Annotated in this window: 18 protein-coding genes; 11 read left to right on the top strand and 7 right to left on the bottom strand. The window is 47.1% G+C overall.

All coding sequences use genetic code 11. The features are described from left to right. Window positions 1–39: 39 nt before the first annotated feature. The 5 genes from coaE (at window position 40) to K0H61_RS01555 (ending at window position 2904) form a co-directional block, all read left to right on the top strand. The gene (coaE, locus tag K0H61_RS01575) at window positions 40–657 is read left to right on the top strand and encodes a dephospho-CoA kinase (protein WP_220051028.1); all 618 of its coding nucleotides are present in this window, start codon (window positions 40–42) and stop codon (window positions 655–657) included. Beyond that, on the top strand, window positions 650–1384 hold the full coding sequence (gene zapD, locus K0H61_RS01570) for a cell division protein ZapD (protein WP_220051027.1): 735 nt from the start codon (window positions 650–652) through the stop codon (window positions 1382–1384). Before coaE ends, zapD begins: the two co-directional genes overlap by 8 nt. Before the next feature lie 121 nt (window positions 1385–1505). Next, entirely contained in the window at window positions 1506–1715 is a 210-nt protein-coding gene (yacG, locus tag K0H61_RS01565; RefSeq protein WP_011621218.1) for a DNA gyrase inhibitor YacG, read from the top strand. A gap of 101 nt (window positions 1716–1816) precedes the next feature. Beyond that, window positions 1817–2212, top strand: a complete 396-nt coding sequence (mutT, locus tag K0H61_RS01560) for an 8-oxo-dGTP diphosphatase MutT (RefSeq protein ID WP_220051026.1) — start codon at window positions 1817–1819, stop codon at window positions 2210–2212. 155 nt (window positions 2213–2367) lie between these two features. Next, window positions 2368–2904 (top strand): thioredoxin family protein, encoded by a 537-nt coding sequence (locus K0H61_RS01555; protein ID WP_220051025.1) that lies wholly within the window; start codon window positions 2368–2370, stop codon window positions 2902–2904. 86 nt (window positions 2905–2990) lie between these two features. On the opposite strand, the gene K0H61_RS01550 is transcribed toward K0H61_RS01555, so the two are convergent. Together K0H61_RS01550 and rhlB are read right to left on the bottom strand one after the other, a co-directional pair. Next, window positions 2991–3917 carry a Ppx/GppA phosphatase family protein gene (locus K0H61_RS01550; protein ID WP_220051024.1) on the bottom strand — a complete coding sequence of 309 codons (927 nt, stop codon included), beginning with the start codon at window positions 3915–3917 and terminating at the stop codon, window positions 2991–2993. Next, entirely contained in the window at window positions 3918–5237 is a 1320-nt protein-coding gene (gene rhlB, locus K0H61_RS01545; protein ID WP_220051023.1) for an ATP-dependent RNA helicase RhlB, read from the bottom strand. 153 nt (window positions 5238–5390) lie between these two features. Here rhlB and trxA point away from each other — a divergent pair, with 153 nt between their 5' ends. Together trxA and rho are read left to right on the top strand one after the other, a co-directional pair. Further along, window positions 5391–5717, top strand: a complete 327-nt coding sequence (gene trxA, locus K0H61_RS01540; RefSeq protein WP_220051022.1) for a thioredoxin TrxA — start codon at window positions 5391–5393, stop codon at window positions 5715–5717. 212 nt (window positions 5718–5929) lie between these two features. Beyond that, window positions 5930–7195: a transcription termination factor Rho gene (rho, locus tag K0H61_RS01535; protein WP_220051021.1), complete on the top strand. Its 1266-nt coding sequence runs from the start codon at window positions 5930–5932 to the stop codon at window positions 7193–7195. A gap of 61 nt (window positions 7196–7256) precedes the next feature. On the opposite strand, the gene K0H61_RS01530 is transcribed toward rho, so the two are convergent. Beyond that, a complete protein-coding gene (locus tag K0H61_RS01530) occupies window positions 7257–8189 on the bottom strand; it encodes a LysR family transcriptional regulator (protein ID WP_220051020.1) in 933 nt (310 codons plus the stop codon). A gap of 119 nt (window positions 8190–8308) precedes the next feature. Between K0H61_RS01530 and K0H61_RS01525 the strand changes: the two genes are divergently transcribed. Continuing rightward, a complete protein-coding gene (locus K0H61_RS01525; protein WP_220051019.1) occupies window positions 8309–9331 on the top strand; it encodes a zinc-binding alcohol dehydrogenase family protein in 1023 nt (340 codons plus the stop codon). Between the two features lie 363 nt (window positions 9332–9694). Here the strand turns inward: K0H61_RS01525 and K0H61_RS01520 are convergent, their stop codons facing one another. The 4 genes from K0H61_RS01520 to K0H61_RS01505 form a co-directional block, all read right to left on the bottom strand. Then, window positions 9695–10426 carry a fumarate reductase iron-sulfur subunit gene (locus K0H61_RS01520; RefSeq protein WP_220051018.1) on the bottom strand — a complete coding sequence of 244 codons (732 nt, stop codon included), beginning with the start codon at window positions 10424–10426 and terminating at the stop codon, window positions 9695–9697. Next, a complete protein-coding gene (locus K0H61_RS01515; RefSeq protein ID WP_220051017.1) occupies window positions 10426–12429 on the bottom strand; it encodes a fumarate reductase flavoprotein subunit in 2004 nt (667 codons plus the stop codon). The genes K0H61_RS01520 and K0H61_RS01515 overlap by 1 nt, the downstream gene beginning before the upstream one ends. A gap of 60 nt (window positions 12430–12489) precedes the next feature. Then, a complete protein-coding gene (locus K0H61_RS01510) occupies window positions 12490–13161 on the bottom strand; it encodes a fumarate reductase cytochrome b subunit (RefSeq protein ID WP_220051016.1) in 672 nt (223 codons plus the stop codon). Between the two features lie 210 nt (window positions 13162–13371). Beyond that, complete coding sequence (locus K0H61_RS01505) at window positions 13372–14100, bottom strand: fumarate reductase cytochrome b subunit (RefSeq protein WP_220051015.1); 729 nt, start codon at window positions 14098–14100, stop codon at window positions 13372–13374. A 461-nt stretch (window positions 14101–14561) separates the two neighbouring features. On the opposite strand from K0H61_RS01505, the gene prmA reads away from it, so the two are divergent. The 3 genes from prmA (at window position 14562) to fis (ending at window position 16908) form a co-directional block, all read left to right on the top strand. Then, a complete protein-coding gene (gene prmA / locus K0H61_RS01500) occupies window positions 14562–15443 on the top strand; it encodes a 50S ribosomal protein L11 methyltransferase (protein WP_220051014.1) in 882 nt (293 codons plus the stop codon). A 174-nt stretch (window positions 15444–15617) separates the two neighbouring features. After that, on the top strand, window positions 15618–16586 hold the full coding sequence (gene dusB / locus K0H61_RS01495; protein WP_220051013.1) for a tRNA dihydrouridine synthase DusB: 969 nt from the start codon (window positions 15618–15620) through the stop codon (window positions 16584–16586). 16 nt (window positions 16587–16602) lie between these two features. Continuing rightward, window positions 16603–16908 carry a DNA-binding transcriptional regulator Fis gene (gene fis, locus K0H61_RS01490; protein ID WP_006083371.1) on the top strand — a complete coding sequence of 102 codons (306 nt, stop codon included), beginning with the start codon at window positions 16603–16605 and terminating at the stop codon, window positions 16906–16908. Window positions 16909–17032: the final 124 nt, after the last annotated feature.

Raw genomic sequence — 17032 nt, 5'->3', positions numbered from 1 at the left:
CCAAAATATCCCATTAAGACAGAAGTTAAGAAAAGAGTTATGGCTAAATTTATTGTCGGTCTAACAGGTGGTATTGGCAGTGGCAAAACCACAGTCGCCAATTTGTTTGCCGAACTGGGGATACCTATTGTCGATGCCGATCTGGTTGCCCGTGACGTAGTAGCTCCAGGTTCCCACGGCCTGCAAGCAATCGTAAATCACTTTGGTGTTGATATTTTAACCCCAAATGGCGAGCTCGATCGCGCCAAGTTAAGGGCACTGATTTTTAGCCAAGGTGAAGAGCGCGAATGGCTAAACCAATTACTGCACCCGATGATCCGCCAAGAGATGTTTAATCAAGTTAAAAATGCTCACTCTGATTATGTGATTATTGTTGCACCCTTGCTATTTGAAAATGGGTTAGATAAGTTAGTCAATCGGACTTTGGTGGTGGATATTTCACCCGAGCTGCAAGTCAGTCGCACAGTAAAACGGGATAATGTCGATGCAACTCAGGTAAATAGCATTATCAGCAGCCAATGCAGTCGCAGTGAGAAACTCGCCAAGGCCGACGACGTCATTGATAATCAGGGTGAGGTTTCAGCCCTAAAACAAGAAGTGCATGCATTGCACCAACGCTACTTACAATTATCCGGTACGCATATTGCCCATGACTGATTTAGTTTATGAACAGCCGTTAAATGAGAAAATCCGCAGTTATCTTCGGCTCGAATACCTCAATAAACAGCTTAGTAATAATCTCAATCACGACCACCAACACCGTTGCTTTTACCCGCTTTTTTCCCTGTGTGAATTATCCGAGCGCTGCGATTATCGCAATGAAGTATTAAAAGATATTGAGCGTAATCTTATCCAACTCGGCAAATGGCAAGCGCTTGAACATGTAGACAAGCAACAAATTGAGCAATATATCGAGGCATTGTCGCTGGCTCGCGAACCACTGCAAAAACCCGAGCGCTGCGGCACTCAGCTAAAACAGGACAGATTCCTCTCCGCGTTAAGACAGCGCTTTGGTATGCCGGGCGCCTGTTGCAACTTCGACCTACCGCAACTGCATTATTGGCTCGCTAAGCCTTGGGAAGAACGTCAGCAGGACTACCGACACTGGATTGCACACTTTGAGCCACTGCTCAACCCCATTAACCTTCTATTACAACTCACCCGCAGTACGGCACACTTTGATAACGCCACCGCCCATGCCGGATTTTTTCAAGGCGATAGCGCTCAAGCTCTCTCCTTAGTCAGAGTCAAACTCGACGCCGCACATGGCTGTTATCCAACTATCAGCGGCCATAAAAACCGTTACGCCATCCATTTTGTGCAATTCGACCAGCAACGTCATTCGGACCGCAGTATCGATTTCCTACTGGCGACCTGCGCCTGAAGTCTTTAGACTAACGGCAATTAGCATCGCCACACTGTCTGCTCTAGCTCAATCTAATAAGGTTTAGGCTTTAGTACTGCAATACTATTGCGATGCATCTGCTATTAAAGAGAGCCTTTATATGCCGTTAACTGTTAATTGCCCTATCTGTAAAACCCCAGTTGAATGGGTACCACAGTCCGAATTTAAGCCCTTTTGTAGTGAGCGCTGCAAGATGATTGACCTTGGCGATTGGGCGTCAGAAAAACACGCCATTCCGGTAAAATCAGAATTTGATCTCGATGCCTTAGATGAACTCGGTTACGACGAAGAAAGCTTTTTCAAAGAATAGGTTTTAAAGAATAGTCTTCAAAACATAAGTTTAAGAATAAGCCCAAGGCATTAATTTAATAATGCCCCTCAAATAAACGCATCAGCTTTAAGAAGAATCCCATGACAAAACGTATCCATGTTGCCGTTGGCATTATCCTCAACGCGCAGGGCCAAGTCCTCCTCGCCAAACGTCCTGACCATTTACATCAAGGTGGCAAATGGGAATTCCCGGGTGGCAAAGTAGAGTTAGATGAAACCGTCTCACAGGCGCTAATCCGCGAGCTAAAAGAAGAAATTGCCCTCGATGTAGAATCGAGCGAACCCTTTATGGCATTGAGTTACGATTACCCCGACAAGCAGGTATTGCTCGATATCCATACCGTGACTCAATTTAGTGGCAATGCCCAAGGGCTTGAGGGTCAGCTTATTGCTTGGGTGGATAAAAGCGAACTCGCCAACTATGACTTCCCCGATGCCAATAAGCCGATTCTAGAAAAGCTATTAACGCACGCTTAATAGAAGCGAGCAAAATCATAAATTTGCGAGCAAGTAGCTAAAATCGCCAAGTGTTGCGTGATCTGGCTTGCAGCAAATGGATTAGCTACTTTTAGAAAAGCTTTATTAGTGTTTGAATGCAACCTCATATTCTTCTTCGACTTTGAGGACATATCATGCACAATAATGTCAAAGCATTACTCGCCACAACCGCGTTGTTTTTTAGCTGCCAAACGCTGGCAAACGGTGGCTGTGGATTTGAAGAGCAACAACAGGGCTTGATTGCGACCTGCAGCGAGGAGAAACAAGAAGTGATTTTAACCGGTAAAGTTGAAGCGCAGCATTTAGTTAAAGACCTCAACGAATTCGCTGAGGGCTACAAAAGCTATCAGGTGGATACCACCTCAATTGCACCACTCAAAGCGGTAACAGAGCCGACTGAGATTGTCGTGATCATTGGTACTTGGTGCCCAGATTGTCACCGTGAAACCCCACGTTTTATCCGCATTATGGAAGAAGTGGCCAACCCAAATATCAAAGTGACCTACATTGGGGTTGACCGTACTAAACAAGATCCTGATGGTTTAGCGGCTAAGTACGATTTTAAACGCATCCCAACCTTTATCGTGATGCAAAAGGGCGAAGAAATTGGCCGTATCGTTGAGCGTCCAACCGTTTCACTCGAAAATGACTTAAGCGATATTCTTAAATAAATTCAAGATTTACACTTAATACAAAAAGGCCGCTAAGTTACTCGCTTAGCGGCCTTTTTGTTAATCAATGTAGTCATCGAGATAGGTTAGATCGTTTCTTCCAAAATCCGCTGGGCTAACATCATCAGCACCCCTTCCCTTAGCGCGCCACCCGACAGGGTTAACTGCTCAACACCTAAATGTTCAAACAGGGCAATAAGTATGGCCACACCCGCTGCAAAGGTTGGTGCACGTTCGCTACTCAAGCCAATAATCCCTGAGAGCTTAGCATCTTCCTCGGCCAGAATTTCTTCCTTAAGCTGATTTAACACTTTTAAGGTGATGGCTTCGGACTGTTTACGATAAAGCAACACTTCGACCACGGATTGTACCGCCCCTGATGCGCCAACCACACAGTGCCAACCGAAATCCTTTAAGGTTTTACGATGCTCGCCCAAGACAACCAATGCATCCTGCTTAGCATCCTCAAAATCGAGCTCTTGGAAAGGGGCATTACTGAAGAAGCGGCGATTATAGGTCACGCTGCCCATAGGTAAACTGGTTTTAAATAACACTTGATGACCGTCACCAACAATAAACTCAGTACTGGCGCCACCTATATCGATAACGAGTCGGCGCCCCTGCCCAGTGGTCGTAGCAACCATGCCCTGATAAATCAACTCGGCTTCGCGCATCCCCGAGATAATCTCGATGGGACGACCCAGTATCGGTATCGCTTTTGCGTTAAACTCATCGGCATTATTGATACAACGCAGTGTCGCGGTGGCAATCACCGCAACATGGTTAGGTTCAATCTTATGCAGCGCAAGCATCTCGGCAAACATGCCCAGGCAATCTAAACCGCGTTGCATGACCTCAGGCGTTAAACTGCCAGATTCACCGATACCTTCAGCGAGCCTAACCTTGCGCTTGTATTTAGCAATAATGTGGGGCTGACCGCCTTTTGTCCTTGCGATCAGCATATTAAAACTATTAGAGCCTAAAGTAATGGCAGCATAAGATGGTGTTGGCATTTACGACTGTCTACGTGTCCTGTCATGGCGAGGTGGACGTCCACCACTTCGATGGGCACCCTGTGGTCGCCCAGTTCCAGAACGCTCGCGCGCATTACGCGGGCCGGATGGATGTTTACGGTGGATTTTTACCGGTGGCGGAATATCTTCAAGCAAGGCATCGCGATCATAATTACTGACCGGAATCGAGTGATTGATATAGCTTTCAATCGCCGGCAGATTCAAGGCATATTCTTCGCAGGCAAAGCTGACCGACACCCCTTTGTTACCCGCACGGCCAGTACGGCCAATACGATGCACATAGTCTTCACAATCATCGGGTAAATCATAATTGTAAACGTGGGATACGTCGGAGATATGCAGGCCTCGCGCAGCAACGTCTGTTGCAACCAGAATATCTAGCTGACCTTGTGTGAATTGCTCAAGAATACGAATACGTTTCTTCTGTGGCACATCACCAGTGAGTAAACCCACGCGATGGCCGTCACCTTCAAGCCAAGACCAGAGGTTTTCGCAGCTGTGCTTAGTGTTGGAGAATACAATGGCTTTTTCAGGCCAATCTTCTTCAATCAGCGTCAGCAGTAAGCGCATTTTATCTTCTTGGGAAGGATAGAAGATTTCTTCTTTAATGTTCTTAGAGGTTTTCTCTTCTGGCGCGATCTCGACTTTGACCGGATCGTTCATATGATCGTAGGCCAGTTCCTGTACCTTCATCGACAGTGTCGCCGAGAACAACATATTAAGGCGTTGGTCTGCACCAGGCATGCGTCTAAACAGGAAACGAATATCTTTGATAAATCCTAGGTCAAACATGCGGTCGGCTTCGTCGAGCACCACGGCTTGAATCGCGTTTAAGCTAATCACCCCTTGGCGCACGTAATCGATAATACGTCCAGTGGTGCCGATAAGAATATCTACACCTTGATCTAATACTTTACGTTGTGTTTCATAGCTTTCACCACCATACACAATCCCCACTTTTAAGTGAGTATGTTTGGCGAGGAGAATCGCATCCTTAGCGATTTGAATTGCCAGCTCACGGGTTGGCGCCATAATGATAGCGCGGGGCTGATTTAATTGGCGACCTTCAGGAACGGAAGTCGATAGCAAGTGGTTAAACGTGGCTACCAAAAACGCCATCGTCTTACCTGTGCCCGTTTGAGCTTGACCAGCAATATCTTTTGATTGAAGTAATACAGGAAGCGATAACGCCTGAATTGGCGTACAGAATTCAAAGCCGTTTTCGGCAAGGGCCTGTTTTACCTCTGGATGCAAAGGTAGGTCGGCAAATTTTTGATTGGATAAATGTGTTTGGCTCATTGTGCAAGCATACCATTTGGGGTTGCAATAAGATACTCGATCGTTTGAAATAGCCACATTGTAAAAACGGTACCTTGAAAAGCTATTTTTCAACCACAATATACATGGTAAGCCATTAACAAACCAGCAATGGCAGCCAAACTGGAGAACATCATGAGCGATAAAATTGTATATCTGAGCGACGACAGCTTCGAAAACGACGTATTAAATGCAGAATTACCCGTTTTGGTAGACTTCTGGGCTGAATGGTGTGGTCCTTGCAAAATGATCGCGCCAATCCTAGACGACGTTGCAGAGGAATACGCTGGTCGCGTGACTATCGCTAAATTAAACGTTGACCAAAACAACGTTTCTCCTGCGAAATACGGCGTTCGCGGCATCCCAACTCTACTGTTATTCAAAAATGGTGAGTTAGCAGCCACTAAAGTGGGTGCGCTATCTAAAACCCAATTAAAAGAGTTCATCGACGCACAAATCTAATTTGCAGTCGCTATGAGTGACCTCCGGCACAAGCTTAAATTAATTGTGCCGGATTTCCCCTAAAAATCTGGACGCCCCGCTTTGTTAGTGCTACTTTAATAACCAGATTCTTTCTAACTAAACCTCTTCTCGCTCATCAATCACTATCCATAATCACAAAACTTTACTGATTGATTGCGGTAAGCTTTGTCGCGTAAAACAAGATCCCCAACATGAACTTAACTGAATTAAAAGACACCCCCATTTCCGACCTAGTCTTGCTAGCCGAAAATATGAAACTCGAAAATATGGCCCGTGCTCGCAAGCAGGACATTATTTTCTCTATTCTGAAAGCCCACGCCAAAAGTGGCGAAGATATTTTCGGTGGCGGTGTATTAGAAATACTCCAAGACGGTTTTGGTTTCTTACGTAGTGCTGATGGATCTTACTTAGCAGGCCCTGATGATATTTATGTATCACCGAGCCAAATTCGCCGCTTTAACATGCGAACGGGTGATACCATTTTTGGTAAGATTCGCCCACCAAAAGAAGGTGAACGTTATTTTGCCCTTCTAAAAGTCAACGAAGTTAACTTCGATAAACCAGAAAACTCCCGCAATAAAATCCTCTTCGAAAACTTAACTCCACTCCACGCTGAAGAGCGTATTCGTATGGAGCGTGGCAACGGCTCAACCGAAGATATCACTGCACGTATTCTGGATTTATGTTCGCCAATCGGTAAAGGTCAACGTGGTCTTATCGTTGCACCGCCAAAAGCCGGTAAAACCCTATTACTGCAAAACATTGCTCAATCAATTACCTACAACAATCCAGAAGTGGTGTTAATGGTATTGCTGATCGATGAACGTCCTGAAGAAGTGACAGAGATGCAACGCCTAGTTCAAGGCGAAGTTATCGCATCAACCTTCGACGAACCAGCAAGTCGCCACGTACAAGTGGCTGAAATGGTAATTGAAAAAGCTAAACGTTTAGTTGAACACAAGAAAGACGTAGTGATCCTGCTCGATTCTATTACTCGTCTGGCACGTGCTTACAACACTGTTATCCCATCATCGGGCAAAGTGTTAACCGGTGGTGTTGACGCTAACGCCCTGCACCGTCCTAAGCGCTTCTTCGGTGCTGCACGTAATATCGAACATGGCGGCAGCTTAACCATTATCGCCACCGCACTGGTTGATACTGGCTCGAAAATGGACGAAGTGATCTACGAAGAGTTTAAAGGTACTGGTAACCAAGAGCTGCACCTGTCTCGCAAGGCCGCGGAAAAACGCGTATTCCCTGCGATAGACTTTAACCGCAGCGGTACTCGTCGTGAAGAAAAACTCACTAGCCCTGATGAGCTGCAAAAAATGTGGATCCTGCGTAAGATCTTAAATCCAATGGACGAAGTCAGCGCAATGGAGTTCCTCATCGATAAATTGGCCATGACCAAAACTAACGATGAGTTCTTCACCGCGATGAAACGCGCCAAGTCTTAATCGCAGTTAAATAGATAAGTCTGCAAAAGACGCATAAAAAATGCCGCATCATGCGGCTTTTTTATTGCCCTTGATTATCAGACTTAAGATACGCTGCCAAAGTACGGCTTAAAGTTTGAGTCTGCTGTCTCAGCATTTCACGCAGGAGCAAAATCACAGGCGTCACATGCTCACGTCCAGGACACACTAGATATAAATTGACGGCCTCACCGCGATATTCAGGTAACAGAGGCACTAACCGCCCCTCCATAATATCTGCGGCGAGATCTAAGCCAGATTTAAAGACGATTCCTTTACCCGCCACCGCCCATCGACGAGCAATCTCGGCATCATTTGCGCTGCGATTGCCAGTGACTCGGATTTTAAACTCCTGACCATCCCGCTGAAATTGCCATTGGTCATGGGTTCTATCATCTAATTTATAAAATAGACAATTATGCTGTGTCAGCTGCTCCAAGGTCTCGGGTTCTCCAAACGCCGCTAAGTATTCTGGAGAAGCACATAACAGCCGCTCTACGCTACAGATAGGAAACGCAACTTGGTTGGAATCCTGCGGCTTGCCATAGCGCACGGCTATATCAATTTTATCGTGATAGAAACTGCTGATATTGTCACCCAAATGCAACCGAACTTGCAGCTGCGGAAAATCCTCGAGGAAGTCGTCGAGCCAAGGAACGAGTAAATTACGTCCAAAATCTGAAGAGACCGAAAGACTTAAAGTGCCTGAAATCTTGCCTTTATCACTCGCAATCGCCTGCTCACCTAGGGTGAGATCGTTCAAGGCGCGGCGGCAATGGATAAAATAACGCTCCCCCTGCGCCGTTAACCTTAAACTACGGGTAGTTCGGACAAATAAACTGGTATCAAGCTGTTTTTCAAGCCTTTTAATCGCAGCGCTCGCAGCCGCAGCAGAGATATCCATTTCTGTAGCCGCAGAAGAAATGCTGCCACTATCAGCAACACGAACAAACAATGCGAGATCATTGAGCAGCATGATTATCAAAAATCCTTTGAAAATATTACAAACATTACCCCGTTTATTATGGAGTCAATATTTCACACAATGGCACTCAATAACAAGTCACGCTCATCCAGAACACTAGAGGAATTGATATGAAAGCGATTGGTTACCAAACCGCAGGTGAGATTAGCGCACCAAATGCATTAGAGAACATCACATTAGCTGAACCAATACCGCAAGGTTTTGATCTTTTAGTTGAAGTTAAAGCCATTTCAGTCAACCCCATAGATACTAAGGTACGTAAATCAAACTCGGCACCAGCGGGCGAATACAAAATCCTCGGTTGGGATGCAGTCGGTGTCGTTAAAGCCGTTGGCGATAAGGTGAGTCTGTTTAAGGTAGGGGATGAAGTATGGTATGCCGGCGATATTAGCCGCAGTGGCAGTTATGCCGAGTACCAATTAGTGGATGAGCGCATTGTCGGCCACAAACCTAAGACCTTGTCCAACGCACAAGCTGCTGCATTGCCTCTAACTAGCATCACGGCATGGGAACTCCTGTTTGATCGCTTAGGCTTACCACAGGATAGTTCCGCCCACGATGCGCGCATTTTGATCATTGGCGCTGCCGGCGGTGTAGGCTCGATCATCACTCAGCTTGCAGTAAAACTGACTGGGGCAAGGGTTATCGGCACAGCATCACGACCAGAGACAGTTGAGTGGGTAAAAAAATTAGGCGCCCATGCGGTTATTGACCACTCACAATTACTGTCTGAAGAATTAGCTAAACTGGATATCGCCGATGTGACCCACGTGATTAGCTTGACCCATACGGATGTACATTTCGATGAAATTATTAAGGTGATAAAACCACAAGGGAAACTGGCGCTAATTGATGATCCTAAAGAGCCATTAGATGTGCTCAAACTCAAACGTAAGTGCCTATCTTTACATTGGGAACTGATGTTCACCCGTAGCTTGTATCAAACCGAAGATATGATTGCCCAAAATCAGCTGCTAAATAGAGTCAGTGAGCTAATCGATTCAGGCGAACTTCATAACACCCTAGGGCAGCATTTCGGTGCAATAAACGCCGAAAACCTGATAAAAGCACATACTCTTATCGAGTCTGGCAAAGCGATTGGCAAAATTGTTCTCGAAGGTTTTAGCTCATAACACCCTGATTGTTGGGAAAATCGAAGCGCCTTTGACCTGTCTTAGGCGCAGCAGATACTCGATAATCGGCGAACCAGTCTTACTCCAAGCTTAGTCGTCGCCCCCACTCATGGCTTTTGAATATGATGCCGCTTTGGGATTGATGATATGTGATCTGCCCAAGCGGTAAAGATAAACCTTTGACAAGCATACACTGTAAATTTTTATGAAGCTGAACAAGCTCTTAGACGAAAAGCTTGAGCCAAATAAGCTGAATGCATAAAAAGTGATGCCGATAAACATCCCGCATGAAAAAGCCGCAAAATGCGGCTTTTTCATGTGTCCCAAATTGGGTCTATCATTAGGATGCAACCCCAATCGGTATTACACCAGTGTCATCGCCATTTTGCGGCGCAGGTAAGCAATCTGCTGCATATGGGGTAAATCTTTCGGGCAGTTATCCTGACAACCGAGCAAGGTCATACAACCGAACACCCCATCCTGATTCCCAATCACATGGTAAAAGTCCTCAGCACTACGGGCATCACGGCTATCGAGCTCGAAACGGGCAATTTTCATCATCCCAACAGCACCCACAAAGGTGTCGCGCATCTGTTTAGTCGCACAGGCCGACACACAAACGCCGCATTCGACACAGCGCTCAAGCTCGTACAGACGTGCGGCTTCTTCTGGCGCCATAGGCTCTTCGAGGCGATGGATACTGATATCGTTGGATTTTGGATGTAGCCACAGCTTTAAACGCTCGGCGAGTTCACGCATAAATTTGCCGGTATTGACCGATAAATCCCCAATCAGCTCAAAGCCAGGCAACGGCATTAGGGTGATTTCACCCTTTGGGTATTTCGCCGTTAGCGTGCGGCAGGCTAGCGTTGGAAAACCATTAATCACCATAGCGCAGCTGCCGCAAATCCCCGCGCGGCAAACAAAATCGAACTGCAACGAAGTATCTTGTTCTTCCCGCAGTTTATTCAGCGCAATAAACACTGTCATGCCAGGGGTTTCGGTGAGCTGATAACGCACCATTTTGGGCTTATCGTTTGGCTCCTGGGGATCATAACGAAAAATATTAAAGGTTAACTGGCGACCTTGGCTCATTATGATTGTTCTCCTCGGGTGTTGGCGGCTGGTTTTAAGGTATCGCTTAAACGTTCATTCTTCGCTTGCAAACTTGGTGGTAAATCAAATGGCATTAATGCAGCCTGACGTTGATAGCGGTCGGCATCTTCACCAAGACTGGCCAAGATCTCAGCAATTTGTTGTTCACGCTTGGCGGTATCCGGATGAACAATGGCATTATCGATGCCATAACCACGGTAGCCTGGTGGCAGCTCCATCTTCATCACATCGAGCGGCTCATAGCTCAGCACTGGCTCGAGCGAATTCGCATCGGGCCAACTTGCTAGGGTGCGATTCAGCCAATCCCTGTCATTTCGCTGCGGGTAATCCTCACGGGCATGGGCGCCGCGACTTTCTGTGCGGGCCGCTGCGCCGCAGGCAACCGTCAAGGCGACTTTCAACATGCGTTTAACCCTTAGCGCTTCTACCAGCTCTGGGTTAGCATGACGTTTCTTACATTTAATGCTGAGGTTGCGAGAGCGTTCGAGCAAGGCTTTAAGTTCAGTAACCGCTTTATCAAGCTCGGGGCCATTACGAAAAATTCCTACGTAATCCATCATGATACGTTGCATTTGATGCTTAATTTCGAAGGGGTTTTCGCTGCCGTCACCATTAATAAGCGAATCGATTTCAGCCTTAACCTTATGCATAAATGATTCGGCAAGCTTAGTATCTATTTCAAGGCTGTTATTCTCACAAAAATCGGCCACGTATTTGCCGATAATCATGCCGCCGACCACGGTTTCGGCGAGCGAGTTGCCACCTAGGCGGTTAAAGCCATGCATATCCCAACAGGCGGCTTCGCCTACGCTAAATAACCCCTTAAGCTGCGGACTCTCACCGGTAGCCTTAGTGCGAATACCGCCCATGGAGTAATGCTGAGTCGGGCGCACGGGGATCCAATCCTTCGCTGGGTCGATGCCAAGGAAGTTCTCGCAAATCTCCTGTACTTCCCGTAAGTTAGTTTCGATATGTTTGCGGCCAAGCAGGGTAATATCGAGCCATAAATGTGGACCATAGGGACTGTCGACACCTTTACCCTTACGCATATGCTCGGTCATGCGACGTGATACCACATCCCTTGAAGCCAGCTCTTTTTTCTCCGGCTCATAGTCCGGCATAAAGCGATAACCGTCTTTATCGCGCAGCAAACCGCCGTCGCCGCGGCAACCTTCCGTGGTCAGGATCCCCACGGGCACAATCGCCGTTGGGTGGAATTGCACCGCTTCCATATTACCGAGCGTCGCAACGCCGGTTTCCAGTGCCAACGCTTGGCCAATGCCTTCGCAGATAATGGCGTTGGTTGAAACCTCGTAAATTCGACCATAACCGCCGGTCGCGATAGTGGTCGACTTAGCCACATAAGCACGGAGTTCACCCGTAATAAGACAGCGGGCAATGACCCCATGGCAACGTTTACCATCGTGAATTAGAGCTAAGGCTTCTACTCGCTCATGGACGGGAATATCCATGGAAATGGCCTTGTTATCCATAGCATAAAGTAGCGAATGACCCGTGCCATCGGCGGTGTAACAGGTGCGCCATTTCTTGGTGCCACCAAAGTCTCGGGCATTGATAAGTCCGTGGGCTTCTTCGGCTTCCTGCAAAGTGACTTTTTGCGCGTTAACAATCACATCCCTTGGTCCTGCCGTCACCCGTGTCCAAGGTACGCCCCAATTCGCTAATTCGCGTACCGCCTTTGGTGCACAATGAGCAAACATTCGCGCCACTTCCTGATCGCATCCCCAATCCGATCCTTTAACCGTATCCTGAAAGTGCACGTCCTCATCATCACCCATGCCCTTAACGGCATTGCCAAGACTCGCCTGCATTCCCCCCTGCGCGGCAGCAGAGTGTGAACGCTTTGCCGGAATGAGCGATAACACTAAGGTATCTAGCCCACGTTCCTTCGAGGCGATGGCAACCCTAAGGCCTGCAAGTCCAGCACCTACCACTAATGAATCGGTATAAATCAGTTTCACGCCTGCTCCTTACTATTGGGTACGGCTATTGTCGTCAGGTTCATGTATTTAATTATTTAGCTAACTAGCATGGGGCAGAAAGGCCAACAACGAGGCAACTCCCACTACCACAAACAACACGCTCACTATGGTTTTAATTTTGCGTAATCGGCTGCGGCTGTTTAAGTCGCGAGCGGCGCCCCATTTCAATGCCACTCGGTAAATCCCAATAGCGGCGTGCAGCTCTACGGTGAATAACAGAGGCAGATATACCATCCACACGCCTTGGTTCCAGATACGCTCGGCACTGCCCTGTGGGCCAATGGTTTCGGGGGCTGAGCCGATAAGCCACAAATGCACGGGCAATAACAGCAGAATGACTACGCCCGTAATGGCCTGCCAACGCCAAAGGCGAGTATCACTGTGATTAATCACCTGCATTTGCTGGCGTAAAGATCGTTGCTGACGCAAGCTCATTGGCAGTTTTTGCAGAGCCACCAGCACATGCACTAAGGCCAGCGCCGCAATGCCCACAGCAATGCAGGACACCACCCAAGGGTAACCATGGCCATCGGGGGAAAGGAAACTCAGTTCCATTGCGCGAGCGACAAAATTCATAGCCTCGCCCCCCAATAAAATTGACGACACCAAAACGAGGTGCGTCCATAAAAACACCGCTAAAATCACCCCGGACAGACTCTGGCTCACATCCAGCCAGGCACTCCATTTTTTTATACTGAGTTTGATTGCCATTGTTTTCGCCCCATGCGTGGTGTGGCAGTCACTTGCCAACCCAATTAGATTCCAACCTTAGACTCAACTATCGCGCACAAAATCTTTAAAAATCCTGTGTTAGATCAAACAGAATGCGAATAGTTAACCTAATGCTTAAATAGTAGTAGCGAAACAATAGCTTGCCTTGCTTCTTCGACTAAAGAAGCAAATTGAATCAGTAAAATCTATTTAATGATTAGGTATATAGGGCGTTACTGGCACACCGAGATCGCTACCAATAATCACGTACGACACTAAACTGGCGATCCCTAGACACAACAAATATACAATCAATACTTTAGCGATTTTACGTAGGCCACTGCGGTGCTGAGTAATGCCCCACTTTACCGCCACACGGTAAAGCCCAATCAGCGCATGGATAACGACAGCTGGCAGCAATAACGCATACAGCAGCCAAGCATTGTCGTGGTACACCCGCTCTGCCGATAAGTGCGGGCCAATTTCGGGATTAAGGATCATGGTAAAGAGGTGCACTGGCACGAGGAAAAACAGGATGAAACCGGTGATTAACTGCCAAAACCAAGCATGGGTATCCCTGTGGTTAATTCCCCCTAGGTGGGAGCGCAGTGCACGCCACTGACCAAGTTGAGCCGGAAAACGCCTTAAAGCAACAGCCGCATGGGTAATCACCACCAGCAGCATAAACACGGAAAAAAGTTTGGTCACAATAGGGAAGCCATGGCCAGTGCTGCTAAACATGCCGCCTTCAAGCATTTGCACGACACGATAAAAAGCCTCTTTACCGAGCAGAATGCTGGATTCAAAGTGCATATGTAGCAATAAAAAGCCCCCAAGCATAATGCCTGTCGCGCTTTGCAATCTGTCGGCCCTCGCCGACCAAGGGTGGCCAATCCCCTTAATCCTCACCCTGTTGTGAATTCGCGTCACGCTTGTCATCTTGCTTACCTTCTGCTGGTTAGTCGACACCACTGTGCAGCCTAAAACATAGCAGCAACTTAACAGCGGATTCAGATGGATAAATTTAAAGCGTGAAGCAACTCACTTCTTTACTGCCCACTCTTAGAAGGGGATCACAAAAGCCGACATAACAATCAAACAAAGGTAAAACCAATTAACCAATAAATTTCATAATGTTAAGATATCATACAAAACAACAAGCTGATTTTAGCTGCATGAAATGGGATATTAATTAACTCTCTGTATTAGCGAGAGATAAATGTAAGACCTCTGTTGCCAATCCCAACAACATCGCAGTCACTCACATCGATATTCCCCTATGTCATACCCGTTAACGTTCCTTTATCGATGAGCTTAAATTACAGGGCTATCCTGCAATTTAGCGCGGTTTCGGTATACAATAGGCCAATATTTTTTAAACCTAGCCACAGGATATCTCCATGCCTTGGATCCAACTTCGCATTAATACCAACAGTGATGATGCTGAAACTATCAGCGACTTACTACTGGAAGAAGGCGCTGTTTCTATTACCTTCGAAGATGGTAAAGACACCCCCATTTTTGAACCTAAATTAGGTGAAACCCCACTGTGGCGTGATACCGTGGTTGTCGCCCTATTCGAGGCAGACATGGACTTAAGCCCAACCATCGATATGCTCAAAACCCTGCCATTTTTAGGCGAAAACTTTGGCCATAAGGTTGAGCAGATTGAGGACAAAGACTGGGTTCGCGAATGGATGGACAACTATCACCCCATCCAGTTTGGTGAACGTTTATGGATTTGCCCAAGCTGGCGCGAAGTGCCAGATCCTAATGCTGTTAACGTGATCTTAGACCCGGGCCTTGCGTTTGGTACGGGGACTCACCCAACGACTGCACTCTGTTTAGAGTGGTTAGACAGCTTAGATTTAAGTCAAGAAGAAGTGATCGACTTTGGCTGTGGCTCAGGCATTTTAGCCGTTGCTGCCCTCAAACTGGGCGCCAAACGCGTCACAGGTATCGACATCGACTATCAAGCCATTGATGCTTCCAAGGCCAATGCCGAACGTAACGATGTTGCCGACAGACTCGAACTTTACCTCCCCGAAGATCAACCCGCCGATCTTAAAGCCGACGTTTTAGTGGCCAATATCCTTGCAGGCCCATTGCGCGAACTGGCGCCACTGATTGCCGAACGCGTAAAAGTGGGCGGTAAATTAGCCCTTTCTGGTTTGCTGCGTGAACAAGCGCTGGAAATTGCAGAGTTTTACAGCCAATGGTTCGATATGGATGAGCCATCCTATAAAGAAGATTGGAGCCGCTTGACAGGCGTACGTAAATAGAGCTAATGGGTGGCGCAGCAAGCGCCACCACTGGTTTAGGCCGATTTTGCCAATTACGTCTCACACGTAAAAAGTCAAGAAAAAAAATTGCTTCTAGGTCATTTATTGACCTTTTCACGGCCCATAAAAAGGGCTACTATAGCGCCCCTTTGAAGAGCTAAGGTGAAACATAGAATGCAAATTGGACCCTATCAACTGAAGAATCAGCTGATCGTGGCACCAATGGCAGGTGTCACCGATCAGGCTTTCCGTAATCTTTGTCTTCGCTTTGGTGCAGCCTTAGCGGTGTCTGAGATGCTCTCATCCAATCCTGAAGTATGGGATACGGATAAGAGTCGCCAGCGTATGACGCATTCTGGCGAGGAAGGCATTCGCTCAGTGCAAATCGCAGGAGCCGACCCCGAGTTAATGGCGCAAGCTGCCCAGTTCAATGTTGAACAAGGCGCTCATATCATTGACATCAATATGGGATGTCCTGCAAAAAAAGTGAATAAAAAGCTGGCAGGTTCCGCCCTGATGCAAAATCCACCCCTAGTGAAAGCAATTTTACAGGCCGTGGTTGGTGCTGTGGATGTACCCGTCACGTTAAAGATTCGCACAGGCTGGGAGCCTGAACACAGGAACGGTGTTCAAATTGCCCAAATTGCCCAGGATTGTGGCATCGCCTCGCTCGCCGTTCACGGCCGCACGAGACAATGTATGTATAAAGGCAACGCCGAATACGACACCATCAAAGCAATTAAACAAAATGTCTCGATTCCTGTCGTCGCAAATGGGGACATCGACAGTCCGGAGAAAGCACGTTTCGTGCTGGATTACACCGGTGCCGATGCTCTGATGATAGGACGGGGTGCTCAAGGACGACCTTGGATTTTCAGAGAAATCCAGCACTACTTGGACACAGGTAAGAAGCTAGCGCCTATTGAGATGGCACAGCAGCGTCAAGTTATGCTTGAGCATCTCACCAAACTTTATGAATTGTATGGTGAATACAAGGGTATCCGCTTCGCCAGAAAACATATCGGGTGGTACCTAGACCAAGAAGATCAGCGCCAGTTCCGGGCTGACTTTAATCAGCTGGAAACCGCTGCAGAACAGTATTCCCTCGTGGAATATTATTTTGATGAATTAGTACAGAATTAATAAAGAGCAGAATAGAATGTTTGATCAGACAACTAACACTGAAGTTCACCAGCTTACCGTTGGCAAAATCGAAACCGCAAACGGCACTATCAAGCCCCAGTTATTACGTGACGCAGTAAAGCGTGCCGTGACTAACTTCTTCGCACAGTTGGACGGTCAGGAAGCACAAGAAGTGTACGAAATGGTGTTAAGTGAAGTTGAAGCACCTCTGCTAGACATCATCATGCAACACACTCGCGGCAACCAAACTCGCGCAGCAAACATGCTAGGTATCAACCGTGGTACTCTGCGTAAAAAATTAAAGAAATACGGCATGAACTAATCCTTTAGGATTAAGCTGTTGTATTAAAAAAGCCTGAAGCAATTCAGGCTTTTTGCTTCTTGGCATTAACAAAATCGAGTTTTTACTCTCCCGAGCGTTTACCTATCTATCTACTCTTGTCTTT

Origin of the sequence: Shewanella acanthi (genome assembly GCF_019457475.1) — a bacterium.
Taxonomy (GTDB): domain Bacteria; phylum Pseudomonadota; class Gammaproteobacteria; order Enterobacterales; family Shewanellaceae; genus Shewanella; species Shewanella acanthi.
This window is presented reverse-complemented; position numbering and strand designations above follow the sequence as displayed.

Bases quoted from the DNA above. Each gene is read 5' to 3' on its own strand.
- coaE (WP_220051028.1), top strand. From the start codon at position 40: ATGGCTAAATTTATTGTCGGTCTAACAGGTGGTATTGGCAGTGGCAAA.
- zapD (WP_220051027.1), top strand. From the start codon at position 650: ATGACTGATTTAGTTTATGAACAGCCGTTAAATGAGAAAATCCGCAGT.
- yacG (WP_011621218.1), top strand. From the start codon at position 1,506: ATGCCGTTAACTGTTAATTGCCCTATCTGTAAAACCCCAGTTGAATGG.
- mutT (WP_220051026.1), top strand. From the start codon at position 1,817: ATGACAAAACGTATCCATGTTGCCGTTGGCATTATCCTCAACGCGCAG.
- K0H61_RS01555 (WP_220051025.1), top strand. From the start codon at position 2,368: ATGCACAATAATGTCAAAGCATTACTCGCCACAACCGCGTTGTTTTTT.
- K0H61_RS01550 (WP_220051024.1), bottom strand. From the start codon at position 3,917: ATGCCAACACCATCTTATGCTGCCATTACTTTAGGCTCTAATAGTTTT.
- rhlB (WP_220051023.1), bottom strand. From the start codon at position 5,237: ATGAGCCAAACACATTTATCCAATCAAAAATTTGCCGACCTACCTTTG.
- trxA (WP_220051022.1), top strand. From the start codon at position 5,391: ATGAGCGATAAAATTGTATATCTGAGCGACGACAGCTTCGAAAACGAC.
- rho (WP_220051021.1), top strand. From the start codon at position 5,930: ATGAACTTAACTGAATTAAAAGACACCCCCATTTCCGACCTAGTCTTG.
- K0H61_RS01530 (WP_220051020.1), bottom strand. From the start codon at position 8,189: ATGCTGCTCAATGATCTCGCATTGTTTGTTCGTGTTGCTGATAGTGGC.
- K0H61_RS01525 (WP_220051019.1), top strand. From the start codon at position 8,309: ATGAAAGCGATTGGTTACCAAACCGCAGGTGAGATTAGCGCACCAAAT.
- K0H61_RS01520 (WP_220051018.1), bottom strand. From the start codon at position 10,426: ATGAGCCAAGGTCGCCAGTTAACCTTTAATATTTTTCGTTATGATCCC.
- K0H61_RS01510 (WP_220051016.1), bottom strand. From the start codon at position 13,161: ATGGCAATCAAACTCAGTATAAAAAAATGGAGTGCCTGGCTGGATGTG.
- K0H61_RS01505 (WP_220051015.1), bottom strand. From the start codon at position 14,100: ATGACAAGCGTGACGCGAATTCACAACAGGGTGAGGATTAAGGGGATT.
- prmA (WP_220051014.1), top strand. From the start codon at position 14,562: ATGCCTTGGATCCAACTTCGCATTAATACCAACAGTGATGATGCTGAA.
- dusB (WP_220051013.1), top strand. From the start codon at position 15,618: ATGCAAATTGGACCCTATCAACTGAAGAATCAGCTGATCGTGGCACCA.
- fis (WP_006083371.1), top strand. From the start codon at position 16,603: ATGTTTGATCAGACAACTAACACTGAAGTTCACCAGCTTACCGTTGGC.